Here is an 18,181-nt window from a genome sequence, read left to right on the forward strand (position 1 = left end):
TGCGGAGGAGATTCAGATGAAATTCGATTTTACGGGAAAAGTGGCTCTAGTTACGGGCTCTAACGCAGGGATCGGCCGCGCGATTGCGATCGCGCTTGCTGCGAGCGGCGCCAAGGTGGGCGTCAACTGCTTGCGCAATGTGGCGCAGGGGGAAGAGACGGTTGCCGCCATCCGGACAGCCGGAGGCGAAGCGATGCTTGTTCAGGCCGATGTGACGGACGCTGCAGAGATTGACCGTCTCGTATCGGAGGTCGAGCGGGCGTTCGGCGGAACGGTCGATATTTTGGTCAACAACGCCGGCCATCTGGTGAAGCGCCAGCCGAACATCGATATGACCGAATCATTGTATCGGGAGATCATGGATGTCAATCTGAAAAGCACGGTATTCATGTGCAAGCGCGTCCTCCCGGGCATGAAGGCGAAAGGGGCGGGCCGCATTATTAACATGTCGTCCGTCGCCGCCCATAACGGAGGCGGGCCGGGTTCGAGCATTTATGCCGCAAGCAAGGCGGCCGTATCCGCCTATTCCAAAGGACTAGCCAAGGAAGTAGCGCCTAGCGGCATCACGGTCAATCTCGTGTCTCCCGGCTTTATCGGCAACACGATGTTCCATGCGACCTTTACGACGGACGAAGCGCGCAAAGCGACGGTAACCGGAATTCCGCTGCAGCGGGAAGGGACGCCGGAGGATGTGGCAGGCGCCGTCCTGTATCTGGCCTCCGATCTGGCCTCTTATTTGACTGGTGAAACGATCGAGATCAACGGCGGGATGATGATGCGATGAGTACGGGAATCCGTCATAAAACGGAAAAACACGCCTGGGGGAGGCGGGTGCTGGCCGAGCTCAGGGAGGAGCTGGATCTGCTGGAAGCGGAGGGCAGCCTGCATATTCCCGTGGAGCCGGGCGGCTGGTGGCACCAATACGTGTGCCCCCGTCACCATACGGAGCTGCTTTTCGATCCCGCCGAACGGGATGCATACGCGTTCCGCTGCCCGTACGGCTGCCTGATCGAAGGCGAAGCGTACCGCGGGGCTTGGCTGGCGTTCAAGCACCAGTCCTTGGCCCGCGCCGCGCTTCAAGCGGCGGCGGTCTATGCGGCTTCGCGCGAAGCTGCCTATGCGCTGCTGGCGAAGCGGATCATTGCCGGGTATGCGCGCCAGTTTCCCGATTACCCGGTGCATCCGGAAGCCCAGCCGTGGATGCTGAAAGGCCGGGCGTTTCACCAGGCGCTGACGGAAGCGATCTGGTCGACGACGCTGCTTCGCGCCTGCTTGCTGTTAAGCGACGAAGGCGTGAGCTGGACGGAGCCCGAGCGAGAGGCGATCGATGTCTATTTGCGGATGCTGGAGGCAAGTATGACGGAATACCGCCGTATTGTGATTCACGAACGGGGTAATGCGGAGAACAATTACACGGCTTGGCTTAACGCTTCGCTTTCGTGCATCTACGCGGTGAAGAATGATCGTAGCGGACTACTTGCCCTGATCGCGGGCGAAGGGGGCTGGAAGCATCATCTGTCCATCGGCGTCAAGCCGGATCAGCTGGAGTTCGAAGGCAGCACGTACTATCACGTGTTTGTTCTGCGGGCGTACTTGATTTCGGCGGAAATGGCGGAGCGTTTCGGCATTGATCTATACGACGCCGAAGGGACGGCGGGTCAATCGATGGCGGGCATGTTCGACGTGCTGGCCGCGCTCGCCGACGACCGGGGTGTGCTGCTCGCCCTGCATGACGGCCCGATGGAGCGGCTGCCCTATACCAGGGAAATCGCCGAGATCATGGAGATCGGCCTGAGCCGGTACCGTCAACCGGGGATCGTGCCGATCCTGCGCGAAGCGTACCGGCAGATGGGCGGTCCGGACGGCGCGCGCTGCCAGCTTGAGGCGCTGCTGTACGGCGAGGGCGAAGAGCCTGCCGCACGCCTGAGCGTCGAAAGGGCCGCAGCAGCGGGACGGGGCTCCAGATTGCTCCCTGACTCCGGGTTTGTTCTAGGCCGAAGGCCGTCAAGCGCGTTGTCGTTTTTGGCTGACTTCGGCCCGCATGGAGGCTCTCACGGCCATTACGACAAGCTTCATCTGACGCTTATGCACCGGGAAACGGCGTTTACGCCGGACTTTGGCATGGTGCCTTACGGATCGGAGCTCCGCAGGCAGTGGTTCGCCGAAACGGCAAGCCATAACACCGTAACGCTCGGCGGAGCATCGCAGGGGGCCCATACCGGAAGCTGCCTCCGGTTCGAGGAGATAGCGGCCCATACGTACGTATGGCTGCGGTCGGAAGGAGCGTATCCGGGCTGCCGGATGGACCGGCACCTGCTGCTGACCGATCAATGGCTGCTGGACTGGTTTGAGGTAACGGCAGGGGAAGAGGCGTCGATCGAATGGTGGATGCACCCGGTCGTACCGGCTGAGGAAGAAACGGCTCGTACCGGCATGGGGACCAGCCCGGAGCAAGTGGTGGACGAGGGCGGCGTCTATCCGCTGGCGATCGAGGGGGAGTGGCGGCGCCTGCCGGTCGTTAAGCGTTACGAGGCAGCGGCATCCGACGGCTCAGCGGGGGAGCTGAGGCTGTCGTACAAGGTGCCTGGCGGCGGGCGGATTTATCATACGGCGCTGCTGCGGCCGGGAGACGAAGCCTGTGCCGTTCGGACGCCGGGCACCAGCGTCGACCCGAGCCGGCCGCTCACCGCTTTGCTTCATCGCCTGCATGGCCGAAGCGCACGCTTTGTTCACGTGTACAGCGCCGGAGAACGGACGGCCTTGAAGGAGACATCCCTTGGTGCGGTTCAAGTGGAATCGGCAGGGGAAATTCGTACCTGCGAGCTTACGGAGCAGGGACTAACCGTCATAGGAGGGGAGCGCCATGAATAGCCTGAAACCGCTGTACGAGCCGCAGAGCGGGGTGTTGACCGTGCAGTATGCACCGGATGAACAGACCGTCCTTGCCGAAAATCCGCCCCGGTTTACCTGGATTCCGGCGCAATTGGAGCACGACCGGTACGTGCTGCAAATTTCCCGCAGCGCAGCGTTTGCGGAGGAGGCGACGGAGACGATCGGACCGGTTCCGTATAATTTGTATACGCCAAACCGTCCGCTGGAGCCGGGCACGTATTACTGGCGGTATGCGCTGCTGACGGACGATGAAGCGGGCCGCACGGCCTGGAGCCGGGTACGGCGCTTTGCCGTGCCCGAAGGGCTGCCCGAGACGCCGCTGCCGTCGCCGGACCGTCGCTATGCGCAAGCTTCGTCGGCACATCCACGGCTGTGGCTTCAGGCTTCGGGGCTTCCGGATTTCCGCCGCAGGGTGAAGGAAGATCCGTCCTATTGCGGCTGGGAGACGTTCTACGAGCTCTCCGTCCGGCCGTGGATCGGGCGCGAGCTAATTGCGGAGCCGCAGCCGTATCCGGACCACAAAAGAGTCGCGAGCCTGTGGCGGAATATGTACCTGGATTGTCAGGAAGCGTTGTACGCCATCCGGCATTTGGCCGTAGCCGGCGTCGTGCTGGAGGATGAGGCGCTCATCGGACGCGCGAAGCTGTGGCTGCTGCACGTATCCGTCTGGAATCCCGAAGGAACGACCTCGCGCGATTACAACGACGAAGCGTCGTTTCGGGTAGCGGGAGCGCTTGCCTGGGGCTATGACTGGTTGTACGACGCGCTAAGCGAAGCGGAGCGCGAGCTTGTCCGCCGCTCGCTGCTAACGCGAACGGGGCTTGTAGCGTATCACGTGATGGAGCGGTCCAAAATCCATCACGTGCCATTCGACAGCCACGCGGTACGCTCGTTGTCCAGCGTAATGGTGCCCTGCAGCATCGCCTTGCTGGGGGAGGAGCCGAAGGCGCAGGAATGGCTCGATTATACGCTTGAGTATTACGCGAACCTGTACACGCCGTGGGGAGGCGCGGACGGAGGCTGGGCGGAAGGACCGATGTACTGGACGACCGGCATGGCGTTTGTGACGGAAGCGTTCAATCTGCTCAAAAACTACACCGGCATCGATTTTTGCCGTCGTCCGTTTTTTGCCAAAACCGGCGATTTTCCGTTGTACTGCTTCAGTCCGGATACGCTGCGCGCCAGCTTCGGCGACCAGTCCACGCTTGGCGATCCCGTCAGCTTGAAGACCGCCTTCAACATCCGCCAGTTTGCCGGAGTGACCGGAAACGGCCTGTATCAATGGTATTTCGAGCGGGTGAAGGAAATCGATACGGACTCGGAAATGAAATTTTACAATTACGGCTGGTGGGATTTCCGGTTTGACGAAATGGTGTACCGTCACGATTACCCCGCGATCGAGCCGACTCCGCCGACGGAGGCGTCGATCGAGCCGGTCAAATGGTTCCGGGATGTCGGTTGGGTCGCCTTCCATGGGAACATGGCCGATCCCGAGCGCCATATCATGCTGCTGACGAAAAGCAGCAAGTACGGTTCCGTCAGCCACAGCCACGGCGATCAGAACGGCTTCCTGCTGCATGCCTACGGCGAGCCGCTTGCCATCGAGAGCGGCCATTACGTCGCTTTCGGCAGCACGATGCACCGGAACTGGAGGCGGCAGACGCGTTCCACCAACAATATTCTCGTGGACGGGCTCGGTCAATACGCCGGAACGGATAAAGTGCTGGCGATGGAATCCTCCGGCACCGTCGAGGCGGCAGAGCAGCGGGACGGTTACGGCTATTCCCGCTGCAATGCGACGGCGGCCTATCGGCGTCACGTCCCTTACTTGAAGCGCTATGTCCGCGAGCTGTATTTTTTCGGGAAGTCGTTTGTCGTCGTCGCGGATCTCATCGATCTGGAACGGCCCGGCCGTATCGAGTGGCTGCTTCATACGCTGTACGAGATGAAGCTGTCCGGACAATCGTTTAAAGTGCAGGGCCGCAAGGCGGATATGGACGGAAGATTCGTCTACTGCTCGTCCGGCGAGCTGGAGCTGACGCAGCACAACGAATTTACGGACGTCGATCCGGCGGAGTACGAAGGGCTGCCGGTTCACTGGCACTTGAAAGCGGCGACGAAGGAAGCGCGGGGCCATCGGCTCGTTACCCTGCTGGTGCCCGTCAAGCATGGCGAACCGAAGTACGTCTCGCATTTTCTGGATGATCAGGATCACGGCGTCCATTTGTATTTTACGGAGGACGGGGTAACCCGGAAGGTCGAGGTGCCGAAGACATATTGAAACCTTCGGACGATAGCCTGGAAACAATTCGAAAAGCTGCTGAAAGGATAGCGCACTATCCCTTCGGCAGCTTTTTTTGCGTCAAATAATATTAAGTATTTGAAAAAATGCTCTCCGAGCTTGTCAGCTTTATACGAAAAAATACGAATGGTCAATTGAACAAATTTTCTTATTTGGCCGCAGAGAACCGGATATTCTACATCTTTTGTCATCAATCGACAAAAAGCTAGAACATGAAAGTCGAATCTTCTGAATTGGATTTGTTAAGCGTTTGTAAAAATGTCTAATTTTTGAACAAAAGTTTATAATTGATTACAAAATAGGACTTTACTACCATGTTATCCCCGCCTAATAATTGTATATAATTAGCAGGTGTTGGTTATTTTGTAATCACATAGAAGGGGGGTGACGACCGGATGTTCTCACGAAGGCCTTCTTGGATTTTGAATGCCGATGCAACCTCTCGCACACGACAGAAGAAGCCGCAAAGCATTTGCCCTTCGTAAGCTCCGGGCAAAAAATGCTCCATAAAGATGAGAGACGGGTGCTTAAAGCCAGCCTGCTCCATCTCCAACATCTTGTTCAACCCACGTTCTGTTCATCGCAGCAGGAAACCGCACTTGCATCATTCCTACACACAAAACCTTACTCCTTAGTCTACCGCATGACCCGTTTTCAGAACAAGCATCGAATCCTGCTGGGAATACCTGAGGAAGTTTGCAGCAAGACGAATCGATAAATGACTCAAGTTCCGCCCTTGCTGCAGGCGATAGTCCCGTTTGTCAGGCGCTTTACAAAGAAGGGTACAAAACATTAAGAACCACATCGCGGAGGTAAGCCCTTAACTAACTTTATGACGCAATAAATCATACCTGAGGAGAGATTATGATATGACAGTGAACACATTCGAAGCCTTGGAATCCAATGTTAGATCTTATTGCCGTTCGTTCCCGGACGTTTTCGTGCGTGCCAAAGGCTCCGTCCTATATGCACAGTCCGGCAAGTCGTACATCGATTTTTTCGCCGGCGCGGGCGCTTTGAATTATGGACATAATAACGATTTTATCAAAGAGCGGCTCATCCAATATTTGCAATCGGACGGCATCAGCCACGGGCTGGACATGTACACTTCGGCCAAGGAAACGTTTCTGCAGACGTTCTCGGACAAGATTCTTAAGCCACGCGGTCTGAACCACAAGGTTCAATTTTGCGGTCCGACGGGAACCAATGCGGTAGAGGCGGCCTTCAAGCTGGCGAGAAAAGTCAAGGGCCGGACCGGCATATTTGCCTTCATCGGCGCGTTTCACGGCATGTCACTCGGCAGCTTGGCTGCCACCAGCAGCCTGTATCACCGCGAAGCGGGCGGAGTTCCGCTGCATGATGTGACCTTCATGCCTTTCCCGACAGGCTTTATCGATGGATTGGACACGATCGGATATATGGAGGCCATTCTGACGGACGACCACTCGGGTATCGCCAAGCCGGCAGCGATCATCCTCGAAACGATCCAGGCGGAAGGCGGTCTGAACGAAGCTCCGATCGAATGGCTCCGCCAGCTGCGCGATTTGTGCGACCGTCACGACATTTTGCTCATTTGCGATGAAATTCAAGTCGGATGCGGCCGGACGGGCCCGTTCTTCTCCTTCGAGCGCGCAGGCATCGTTCCCGATATGGCTGTGCTTTCCAAATCGATCAGCGGTTACGGGCTGCCGATGTCCTTGCTGCTGCTTAAGCCGGAGCTCGACGTGTGGAAGCCGGCGGAGCACAACGGCACATTCCGGGGGAACCAGCTTGCTTTCGTCGGCGCTACGGCTGCTCTCGAATTCCGCGAACAGACCGGCTTGGAGGCGGAAACGGAACGCAAAGCGAAATTCGTCGAGCAATTTTTGAAAGAGCAAATTTTGCCGATCGACCCGCGTCTCACCGTAAGGGGCAGAGGACTCATCTGGGGTATCGACACGTCGGGCTGCGGGGATGAGACGCTTTCCAAAGCGATTGCCTCGCGCTGCTATGAGCTCGGGATGATCATTGAGCGGGCGGGACGTAACGATGTGGTCGTCAAGCTGATGCCTGCGCTCACGATTCCGATGGAGGAGCTTGCCAAGGGCTGCGAAATTTTGAAGCAGGCCGTAACGGAATGCTGCGCGTCGAACTTGCTTCAACCGGAATTGGTCTGAAGCTTGGCCGGCGGGCGATGAAGTAGCGGAATTTTATCCGGTTCACCATTTTATTGGGGGAGTGAATGTTATTGATGAATAAAAAAGTTCTGACGTTTCTGTTGTCTTGCCTGCTGCTCTTGGCTGTCGTTGCAGCGCCTGCTTCCGCTGCCGCACCCGACCCGAACTTATCTGGCGTTCCCGGAACTTGGGCGCCCGGCGCTACACCGAGCAACCTGAATCCGAATTACCCCGTCATTCTGTTCGTACAAGGCTTAACAGCAAACGCCGGAACTTGGTACAAAACGAATGATATGTACCAAACGGCTTACAATAACGGATATCAAACCGCTTTCGTCGAGCTGTACGATTCGGGAGGCCCGTCGAAAAACATGTGGGATAACGGCAAGCTGCTTGCCGATAAAATCGTGGAAATTTCCAAGGCGTTCCCGGGCAAAAAGTTCGTAATCGTCGCCCACAGCAAAGGCGGGGTCGATTCGCAAACGGCTCTCGTGCATTACGGCGCGTATCCGTACGTTTCGAACGTCGTCACCTTAGGCAGCCCCCACCATGGATCGCAGCTCGCCGATTTGGCCTACTCCGACTGGGCAGGATGGCTGGCGGAGCTGATCGGATATAAGTCCGAGGGCACCTACTCCATGCAAACGTCTTATATGAACTATTTCCGTTCGATTACCGATTCGCATGCCAATGTTTCGAAGAACAAAATTTACACGTTCGCCGGCGACGGCTGGCACGATTCGAGTCTGATTTACCTCGCTGGAGGGCTGTATTTATCGAAATACGGTTCGAACGACGGTGTCGTAACGGTCAACAGCGCCCACAATCCCAAGGGCACCATGGTGAAGATCGGACCGTGGGACCACAAGGTAGTTCATAACGGCACGCCAATGTTCCCGCTGATCAAGCCTTATTTGGCGGCTTCAGCCGGATTGGCAGCGGAGGCGGAAGGCGGCAGCGCCGGACAAAGTGCGGCTCGGGAAACGAATCCGTTGGACCGGGTTCAATCCGGCAGCACGCTGATCCGTGGAGGCAAGCATGAAAGCATCGCCGTCGAGCGTTTTCTCGTTGAGAACGACGTGCGGAGCATCACCTTCGACTGGATTGCCGATCAACCGGCCGACCGCCTGGAATTGGTTGCGCCGAACGGCGAGAAAAGAACGGTTGACGTCAAGGTAGAGCAGGATCAGGAGCTGTTCAAAAACGGCTGGCACCATACGGCGGTCGTTGCCAAGCCGGAACAGGGCGAGTGGACGCTGCAGGCGCAATCCAAAAAGCCCGGCGCGCATCTGCTGACGGTTCAATACGATTCGGCACTTTCCGATTCGCTCAAGCTGACGACACAAGACAAGCAAAACTTCCGTGTAGAAGCGAATGGCAGCGGGTTGTCCTCCAATAAGTTCAACGTTCGTTACAATGTGAGCTTTATCCCTGAGCAAGGCAATCCGGGCAAAAAGCAAACTCAATCGTTGAAAAAACAAGCGGTGGCCGGTGCGAATAACGAATTGAATCTGACGGCTTCCCAAGAGCCGGGCGTCTACCAAACGTCCGTCGAGGTTCAGGGTGTGACGGCGCAAGGCGTTCCGTTCGAAAGATCCCTGGTCCGCTCGGTCTATGTCGATAAACAGGGGGGAAGGCACTAACCGACGCTTATGACGATCGAAGTTTACGCGGTCCGGTTACCCGGGGAACCCGAGGCCGGCATCATGCAGCAGCTATACGATTGCGTATCGGAAGAAAAGCAGGCGAAGGCCGCAAGATTGGAGCAGCCTGCGGACCAGTGCAAAACGTTGGTCGGGGAAGCGCTGGCGCGGTGGCTCATCGGACAAAAATGGGGGCTTCATCCCTCGGATATCCGGTATATCTATAATGCTTACGGAAAGCCGTCTTTGGACGGTTTTCCGAATGTTCATTTCAATGTATCCCGTTCCGGCGAATGGGTCGTGTGCGCCATTTCGGAGCAGCCGGTAGGCATCGATATCGAACGACAGCAGTACATCGATTTTTCATGGTCCTATCATTATTTCGCTCCCGAAGAGGCGTACGACTTGCAGCAGCGCCCGTTTGCGGAGAGATTGCCTTATTTTTACGAGCTGTGGACCTTGAAGGAAAGCTTCATTAAGCAAAGAGGGGTCGGTCTTTCTCTTCCTTTGGACCGTTTCGCGGTGCGGGTAACGTCGGAGGGCAATCCCGTCCTGCTGCATAGCCCGGATTTGAAGGAGTACTGGTTCAAGCAGTATCCTGTGGACGGTCCGTACAAGCTGGCCGTATGCGGGCAGGAACGCGATTTTGCCGAAGAGCTGACCGTCCTGCCGTTCGACACGTTCATAAGCTCGCTGGGTTCCTTGCAGCTTGTTCCGCAAGCGGTGCAATCCGGCGAGTATTAACCATGTTTCAAGGCACATTTGTTCGTATCATTCCACAATAGTAACGATTCGGAGTAGAAAGCTCAGCAGCCGGCGGGCGTTCGCCCTTTCTGGCACATAAGAGCGCACCGGCTGCGTCCTTGGGTTGCGTGGTCTGACTAACGAATTTCTAGACTAGGGGAGTGTCCATGTGAGCGAGAATACGAAGCAACGATTTCCATTAACGCAAGCGCAGCTAAGAATTTGGTACACGGAAATGATGAACCCGGATACCACCTTAAGCATGCTCTCTGAATCTTTGAAAATACAGGGAGGACCCCTTGACGTAGACGTTTTAAAACAGGCGATTTATCATATCATCCGGCAAAATGACGCGTTTCGGATCCGGATTGCGTTCGAAAATAACGAGCCGATGCAATGGTTCGAGCAGCCCGAGAATATTGTTCCCGAATGTGATTATGCAGAGGTTGACGGCTATGCGGAAGCGGAAGCGTGGCAGGATCGTTTCAACCGGATTCCCATCGGCATGTTCGAGCCCCGGTTGTATCATATTGTGATTCTGAAAGTTAACGAAAACGAGCATTGGGTTATTTGTAAATTCAATCATATTATTTTGGATGGCTTATCTTCGGATACGATGCTCCATCTGATCATGGAGTATTATATAGAGATTGCAAAAGGCAACGTTCCGGCGCATCATGCGCAGAGCACTTACCTCGATTACATTGATGCCGATCAGGAATACGGGAAGTCGGACCGTTACCAGAAAGATAAGGAGTATTGGTTGGACAAGTTCCGCACCTTGCCTGAGGTCATGGGGGTAAAATCGTATTCCGCCCATGCCGTGAGCACCGAGGCTAAGAGAAAAAGCGTCGTCATTAGCGGTGATTTTTACGAGAAGTTAAGGGCTTTTAGCGAGCGGAACAACGTGAGTTTGTTTACTTTGTTTTTAAGCGTTTTGTACGTCTATCTGTATAAAGCGACCGGGAATGAGGACATCTCGGTTGGGACGATTTTGGCCAATCGAACTTCCAAGAAAGAAAAAGAGACGCTTGGGATGTTTGCCAGTACGATTGCGGGTAGAATATCGGTCGATCCGGACCAGTCGCTGCTTTCCTTGCTGCACCACGTTTCCAAGGAACAGAAGTCGGATCTGCGCCACCAAAAGTACCCTTATAACCAGCTCATTCAGGATTTGAGGGAGGTTTATCCGAACAAGCAGGAGGTTCAGGATTTATTCCGCGTGTCGATGGAATACTTGCCGCTCCGGCATGAGCACTACGATAACCTGAGCGTTCGGCATTCTCCTAATTTTGGCGGCTATGAAGCGGGAGATTTTCTCGTCGACGTGTACGATTCCATCGACGATCGTATGATCGATCTGCACGTCAGCTACCGGGCCCAATTGTACGACGACGGCGAAGCGTCCCGGCTGGTCGACCAACTGCTTGCCATTGTCAATCACATGCTGGATTGCCCTGACCAGACGCTTCGCGAGCTATCTCTGCTGAGCGACGAAGAGAGAGAAAACATTTTGACCCGCTTCAATCCATCTGCTGTTGACGATTCGCAGGAGCAAATGCTGCACGTGCGTTTCGAAGAGCAGGCGGCGAAGACGCCGGAGCACATCGCCGTCGTCGATAAGGACAAGCAGTTGACCTACGGAGAGCTGAACGAGCGGGCGAACCGGCTCGCCGGCGTGTTGAGAGACCGCGGGATTGGCCGGGAATCGATCGTCGGCATATTGGCCGATCGCTCGGCGGAAACGCTCATCGGCGTGCTCGCGGTATGGAAAGCGGGAGGGGCCTACGTACCGCTCGATCCCGATTATCCGCAGGAGCGCATCGAGTTTATGCTGGAGGACAGCGCATCGACCGTGCTGCTGACGCAGACCGGTCTCAAAGAGCGCGTACAGGCTTGGCTGGGACAGGGAGCTGCGCTGCAGACCGTGCTCTGCCTCGATGATGAAGCGCTGTACGCGGGCGATCCGGCGAATCTGCCTAACGCGAACGAGTCGCATGATCTGGCTTACGTGATCTATACGTCGGGCACGACGGGACGCCCGAAGGGCGTCATGATCGAGCACCGCAGCCTGACGAATACGGCGGCCGCCTACCGCCGGGAATACCGGCTTGACGAGTCCCCGGTACGGCTGCTGCAGCTTGCCAGCTTCTCCTTCGACGTGTTCGTCGGGGACGTGGCGCGGACGTTGTATAACGGCGGGACGATGGTCATTTGCCCGAAGGAGGACCGGATTGATCCGGCCCGCATGTACGGCTGGATTCGCGAATACGGGATTACCGTCTTCGAGTCGACGCCGGCGCTGATCGTTCCGTTCATGGACTATGTAGCCGAGAACGGGCTGGATATGAGCTCGATGAGGCTGCTCATCACGAGCTCGGACAGCTGCAGCGTATCGGATTACCGGGTGCTGCAGGAGCGCTACGGCTCGCAGTTCCGCATTATCAACGCTTACGGCGTCACCGAGGCCGCCATCGATTCCAGCTTCTACGACGAACCGCTCGCGAAGCTACCGGATACGGGCAGCGTGCCGATCGGCAAAGCGTGGCTGAACGCCAAATTCTATATCGTCGATCCGCAGATGAATCCCGTGCCCGTAGGATTTCTTGGAGAATTGTGCATTGGCGGCATCGGAGTGGCGCGCGGATACTTGAACCGTCCCGAGCTGACGGCAGAGAAATTTGTGGATAGCCCGTTCGTGCCGGGTGACCGTTTGTACCGTACGGGAGACTTGGCGCGTTGGATGGAAGACGGTAACGTCGACTTTATCGGCCGGATCGACTATCAGGTGAAAATCCGCGGTTTCCGTATTGAACTTGGCGAGATCGAGAGCGCGATGCTGCGTTTCGATGGCGTCAAGCAGGCCATCGTGGTCGACCGGACGGACGAGCGGGGGCAAAAATATTTGGTGGGTTACACCGCAGCCGAAGAAACGCTCAAGCTGGAGGAGCTTCAGGCTTATTTGAAACAAACCTTGCCTGCGCACATGGTTCCCTCGCGCTTGATGCGGCTGGAGAGGCTGCCTCTGACACCGAACGGCAAGATCGACCGGAAGGCGCTGCCGGTTCCGGAGGGAATCGTGCAGACCGGAGCGGAGTACGAAGCGCCGGGCACGCCGCAGGAAATCAAGCTGGCCGGGATCTGGCAGGACGTGCTCGGTCTGGAGAAGATCGGCTTGAACGATAATTTCTTCGATCTCGGTGGCCATTCGCTGCGCGCAACCATTCTGGCGAGCAAAATCCAAAAAGAAATGAACGTCGAATTTCCGATGCGGGACGTGTTCCGCTTCTCTACGATGGGGGAAATGGCCCAGGCGATCGCCCGGATGGAAGAGAGTCTGTACGAATCGATCCCTGCGGTCGAGGAAAGGGAATACTACCCGGTATCTTCCGCGCAAAAACGGCTTTATATTTTGCGTCAATTGGACGGAGCAGAGCACATTTACAATATGCCTGTCGCGCTGATCGTTGAAGGAGAGCTGGACCGTGGGCGCATGGAGCAAGCTTTTCGCGGGTTGATTTCCCGGCATGAGGCTTTGCGTACGGGCTTTGAGCTGGTGAACGGGGACCCGATGCAGCGCGTATACCGCGAAGTGGAGTTTGCGCTGGAGAGCGGATACGCGAGTGAAGAGGAAGCCGGCGAGTTCATCCAGCAATATGTCCGTCCGTTCGATTTGGAGCGCCCGCCATTGCTTCGGGCAGGTTTGATTTCGCTCGGCCAGGAACGGCAAATTTTGCTCTTCGATGTGCATCACATCGTTTCCGACGGGATCTCTATGAACATTTTACTGGACGAACTGGTCCGGCTGTACCGTGGGGAAGAGCTGCCGCCTTTGCGGGTGCAGTATAAGGATTATGCCGTGTGGCAGCAATCTGCTGCGCAGCGCGAACGGATGCAACGGCAGGAGGCATATTGGACGGGTGTGTTGGACGGCGAGCTTCCCGTGCTGGAGCTGCCGACGGACTACGCGAGACCGTCCGAGCGCAGCTATGAGGGGGATGAGCTTCGTTTTGTCATTGACAAAGCGAAGGCGGAAAGATTGCTGCAAATCGCCGAAGACACCGGCGCTACGTTATATATGCTGCTGCTGGCGGCCTATACGATATTGCTGCATAAATATTCGGGGCAGGAGGACGTGATTGTCGGCACGCCGGTAGCGGGCAGAACGCATGCCGATGTGGAGCCGATCGTCGGAATGTTCGTCAACTCGCTCGCGATCCGCAGTTATCCGGCGGGTGACAAGCCGTTCCTCTCCTATATCGAGGAGATCAAGGAAACGACGCTTCAGGCCTTCGATAATCAAGATTATCCGTTGGAGGAGCTGCTCGAAAAAGTACAGGTCGCGTGGGATCAGGGACGAAATCCGTTGTTCGATACGATGTTTGTGCTGCAAAATGCGGACGACCCCATTACTCATTTCGGCGAGCTGCCCGCAGAAGCTTATGCGTTTAAGCACACGATTGCCAAATTCGATCTGACCTTGGAAATTGCGTTGGAAAACGACACCCTGAACGGTCTTTTTGAATACTGCACGAAACTGTTTACCCAAAATATGATCGATAATTTCGCTCAAGATTTTGTGGAGATCGTTTCCCAGATTTGTGAGCGTCCTTATACCCTGATCAAGGATATTACCTTGAGCGGAAACACGGAGCAGGAGGAGATTTCGGCCGACGCCATCGATTTTGTATTCTGACGAACCCAGACTTTCTACTTTTGGAAGGAGATACAGAGAAGTGATGAAGATAGCATTCGAGAGAGAAACCGCGTTCTGGAACAAGGTATTCGAAGGTGAAGAAAATCCGCCAACGGCACTTCCTTACAGTAAAGCTCAGAATCAAGCTCCTGCCCTTGTCCGGACAATGTCCACAGCATTGTCTAAAGAGGTCTCCGAGCGGATCATTCAAATGAGCAAAGGCGCACCTTTGCCAGCCTATATGATTTTGCTGACGGGAGTCCAAAGCTTGCTTTACAAATATACGAGCAGTAGCTCGATTTTGGTGGGCATGCCTGTTGTCACCAAGCCGAACGAGAACCGGCGTCCCGTCAACCAACTGGTTATTCTTAGGGAAGAAGTCCGCGATGACAGCACCTTTAAAGCTTTGCTTGGCGAAGCGAAAAACTCGGTTACGTCAGCCATAAATCATCAGAACGTTCCGTTCCGCTTGATGACGGAGCGCCTGGAGCTGCATTATGCGGACGGCGTGCCTGTCGTTAACACGCTGGTTGCGTTGAAGCAGCTTCACATTACCGATTATCAGCAAAGCGCGGTGTCGGATGTTTTATTCGAATTCGAATTGGACAAGGATGAGGTCCGTCTTCATTTAACATATAACGGAAATCTGTATACCGAATCGTTCATTGCGCAGGCAGTCGATCACTTAAACCGGTTGTTTTCCGTCGTTTTGTTCCAGCCGGATCTCGCTCTGGGGCAGGCCGATTTGTTGTCGGAGGCCGAGAAGCATCAACTGCTGGATGCATTCAACAAAACCGGCACGGATTATCCCCGGGACACAACGATCCACCGGTTGTTCGAGGAGCAGGCGGAGCGCCGTCCGGATGCGGTGGCGGTTACCTTTGAAGACCGGCAGCTAACGTACGGCGAGCTGAACGAGCGGGCCAATCGCCTGGCAAGAACGCTGCGGAACGCAGGCGTGCAGGCGGACCAGCTGGTAGGCTTGATGGTGGAGCGTTCACTGGAAATGATCGTGGGCATTATGGGCATTTTGAAAGCCGGCGGGGCGTATGTGCCGATCGATCCGGAATATCCGGAAGAGCGCATTCGCTACATGCTGGAGGATTCGGGGACGCAGGTACTGCTTTCGCAAGGGCATCTGCAGGATCGCGTTTCGTTTTCCGGAACGTGGATTCGTCTTGACGACGAGGCAGCTTACCACGAAGATGGCTCCAACCTTGAGCCTGTCAACGGTCCAGAGCATCTGACCTACGTGATCTACACGTCAGGCACGACGGGCAAGCCGAAAGGGAACTTAACGACGCACCGCAACATTATTCGCGTCGTCAAAAATACGAATTACATCGATATCACCGAGCAGGACAAGCTGCTGCAATTGTCGAGCTATTCCTTCGACGGGTCGACCTTCGACATTTTCGGCGCTTTATTGAACGGAGCAAAGCTGATTCTTGTGCCTAAGGAAACCGTGCTGGACGTGGCGAAATTGGCCGGCCTGATCGAGGAGCAGCAAATTTCGGTGATGTTTATCACGACCGCGTTTTTCAACGTTCTCGTCGATATGAATCCGGATTGCTTGCGTCATGCGCGCGCCGTTTTGTTCGGCGGGGAGCGCGCATCGGTGAGCCATGTGCGCAAAGCGCTCGGTCATTTGGGGCCGGGGAAAATCAAGAACGTGTACGGCCCGACGGAGAGCACGGTTTTTGCGACGGCCTACGATGTGCGCGAAGTCGAGGACGGGGCTGTCAGCGTCCCGATCGGAGGCCCGATCAGCAACACGGCGATTTATATCGTCGACGGTCAGAACAAGCTGCAGCCGGTCGGCGTGGCCGGTGAATTGTGCGTGGCCGGGGACGGTTTGGCCCGAGGCTACTTAAACCGTCCCGACTTGACGGCGGAGAAGTTTGCGGACAATCCGTTCGCTCCCGGGGAGCGGATGTACAGGACAGGAGACTTAGCCCGATGGTTGCCGGACGGCACGATCGAGTACGTCGGACGGATCGACGATCAGGTGAAAATTCGCGGATTCCGAATTGAGCTTGGCGAAATCGAAGCACACCTGCTGAAATTGGACGCGATCGAGAAGGCAACGGTTGTTGTTCGCGAAAGCGCGAACGGCGAGAAGCAACTGTGCGCTTATTATGTGGCGGATCGTTCGCTTTCAGCGAACGAAATAAGGAATACCTTGTCCCAGGAGCTGCCCTCGTACATGCTTCCGTCCTATTTTGTGCAGCTGGAACGGATGCCGCTCACCACGAACGGAAAGATCGACCGCAGAGCGCTGCCTGCGCCGGAAGAAAGCATGGAGACCGGCGTGGAGTTCGTGGAGCCACGGACAGAGTTGGAAGCCGGAATCGTTAATATATGGAAAGAAATTCTTAAAATAGAAAAAATAAGCGTCAAAGACAGCTTTTTTGAGCTTGGCGGCCATTCGCTGCGCGCGACAACCATGGTCAGCCGGCTTCACAAGGAGCTGAACATCAGCCTGCCGCTGCGAGACGTATTCCGGTATCCTACGGTCGAAAAGCTGGCTGAAGCCATCGGCGGAATGGGCGAGCAAGCGTACAGCTCGATTCCTGCCGCGGAAGCGCGGGAGTACTACCCGCTATCGTCCGCGCAAAAGCGGCTCTATATTTTACACCAGCTGGAAGGGGCCGAGCAAAGCTACAACTTGCCGGGCGTGACGCTGCTCGAAGGAGCACTCGACCGCAACCGGCTCGAAGAAGCGTTCCGGTCGCTGATCGCACGGCATGAGACGCTGCGCACCGGCATTGAGATGGTCGGCGGAGAGCCGATGCAGCGGATCTACCCCGAAGTGGAGTTTGCGGTGGAGCATATCCGGGCGAACGAGGAAGAGGCCGACGCCGCGGTGAAGCAATTTATCCGCACCTTCGACCTGGCGAAGCCGCCGCTCTTGCGAGTAGGTTTGATCGAGCTGGCGCCCGAACGGCATCTCTTGATGTTCGATATGCATCACATTGTCTCCGACGGCATTTCCATGGATGTTCTGGTGGAGGAGTTCGCCCGTCTGTACGGCGGAGAAGAGCTGCCGGCGCTGCGCATCCAGTATAAGGATTATGCCGTATGGCAGCAGTCCGAGGCGCAAAAAGAGCAATTGAAGCGTCAAGAGGCATACTGGCTTGAGGTGTTCCGCGGCGAGCTGCCGGTGCTCGAAATGCCGACGGACTATGCTCGCCCTGCCGTGCAGAGCTACGCGGGGAATGCTCTCCGCTTCGAGCTCGACGCGCAGAAACGGGAAGGCCTGCAGCGGATCGCTTCGGAAAACGGCGCAACCCTGTACATGGTGCTGCTTGCGGCTTACACGATCCTGCTGCAAAAGTACACCGGTCAGGAGGACGTCGTCATCGGTACGCCGATTGCGGGGAGAACACACGGCGATTTGCAGCCGCTGATCGGGATGTTCGTCAATACGCTGGCGATCCGCAACTATCCGGCGGCGGACAAAACGTTCCTCTCGTATTTGGAGGACGTGAAGGAAACGACGCTGGGCGCGTTCGAGCGCCAGGATTATCCGTTCGAAGAGCTGGTGGACAAGCTGAAGCTGGCCCGCGATTTGAGCCGCAATCCGCTCTTTGACACGATGTTTACTCTGCAAAATACGGAGAACAAGGAGTTCCACCTGCCGGGCTTGCAGCTGACGCCGTATCCGGTAGAAGAACATACGGCGAAATTCGATCTGAGCTTGGACATCATGGAAAGCGGCGACGGCTTCCTTTGCGGAATCGAATAT

The 18,181-nt window shown here is 56.2% G+C and carries 8 protein-coding genes; all 8 read left to right on the forward strand.

Annotated elements, in window-relative coordinates:
* Positions 1-16: 16 nt before the first annotated feature.
* Entirely contained in the window at positions 17-784 is a 768-nt protein-coding gene (locus tag PEL01S_RS07160) for an SDR family NAD(P)-dependent oxidoreductase (RefSeq protein ID WP_127459818.1), read from the forward strand.
* Positions 781-2,871, forward strand: coding sequence for a heparinase II/III domain-containing protein (locus PEL01S_RS07165; protein WP_127459819.1), 2,091 nt, complete (start codon positions 781-783; stop codon positions 2,869-2,871). Before PEL01S_RS07160 ends, PEL01S_RS07165 begins: the two co-directional genes overlap by 4 nt.
* Complete coding sequence (locus PEL01S_RS07170) at positions 2,864-5,173, forward strand: DUF4962 domain-containing protein (protein ID WP_174806912.1); 2,310 nt, start codon at positions 2,864-2,866, stop codon at positions 5,171-5,173. Before PEL01S_RS07165 ends, PEL01S_RS07170 begins: the two co-directional genes overlap by 8 nt.
* Positions 5,174-6,069: 896 nt before the next feature.
* Complete coding sequence (ectB, locus tag PEL01S_RS07175) at positions 6,070-7,350, forward strand: diaminobutyrate--2-oxoglutarate transaminase (protein WP_029191270.1); 1,281 nt, start codon at positions 6,070-6,072, stop codon at positions 7,348-7,350.
* A gap of 74 nt (positions 7,351-7,424) precedes the next feature.
* Positions 7,425-8,993, forward strand: coding sequence for an esterase/lipase family protein (locus tag PEL01S_RS07180; RefSeq protein ID WP_127459820.1), 1,569 nt, complete (start codon positions 7,425-7,427; stop codon positions 8,991-8,993).
* A gap of 9 nt (positions 8,994-9,002) precedes the next feature.
* On the forward strand, positions 9,003-9,737 hold the full coding sequence (locus PEL01S_RS07185) for a 4'-phosphopantetheinyl transferase family protein (RefSeq protein ID WP_108531607.1): 735 nt from the start codon (positions 9,003-9,005) through the stop codon (positions 9,735-9,737).
* Between the two features lie 169 nt (positions 9,738-9,906).
* Positions 9,907-14,433, forward strand: coding sequence for a non-ribosomal peptide synthetase (locus tag PEL01S_RS07190; protein WP_127459821.1), 4,527 nt, complete (start codon positions 9,907-9,909; stop codon positions 14,431-14,433).
* Between the two features lie 43 nt (positions 14,434-14,476).
* The coding region (locus PEL01S_RS07195) for a non-ribosomal peptide synthetase (protein WP_255320081.1) at positions 14,477-18,181 on the forward strand (3,705 nt) is incomplete at its 3' end.

Source organism: Paenibacillus elgii NBRC 100335 (assembly GCF_004000865.1).
Taxonomy (GTDB): Bacteria; Bacillota; Bacilli; order Paenibacillales; family NBRC-103111; genus Paenibacillus_G; species Paenibacillus_G elgii.

Coding starts and splice junctions, on each gene's coding strand:
- PEL01S_RS07160 (WP_127459818.1), top strand. CDS start 17: ATGAAATTCGATTTTACGGGAAAAGTGGCTCTAGTTACGGGCTCTAAC.
- PEL01S_RS07165 (WP_127459819.1), top strand. CDS start 781: ATGAGTACGGGAATCCGTCATAAAACGGAAAAACACGCCTGGGGGAGG.
- PEL01S_RS07170 (WP_174806912.1), top strand. CDS start 2,864: ATGAATAGCCTGAAACCGCTGTACGAGCCGCAGAGCGGGGTGTTGACC.
- PEL01S_RS07180 (WP_127459820.1), top strand. CDS start 7,425: ATGAATAAAAAAGTTCTGACGTTTCTGTTGTCTTGCCTGCTGCTCTTG.
- PEL01S_RS07185 (WP_108531607.1), top strand. CDS start 9,003: ATGACGATCGAAGTTTACGCGGTCCGGTTACCCGGGGAACCCGAGGCC.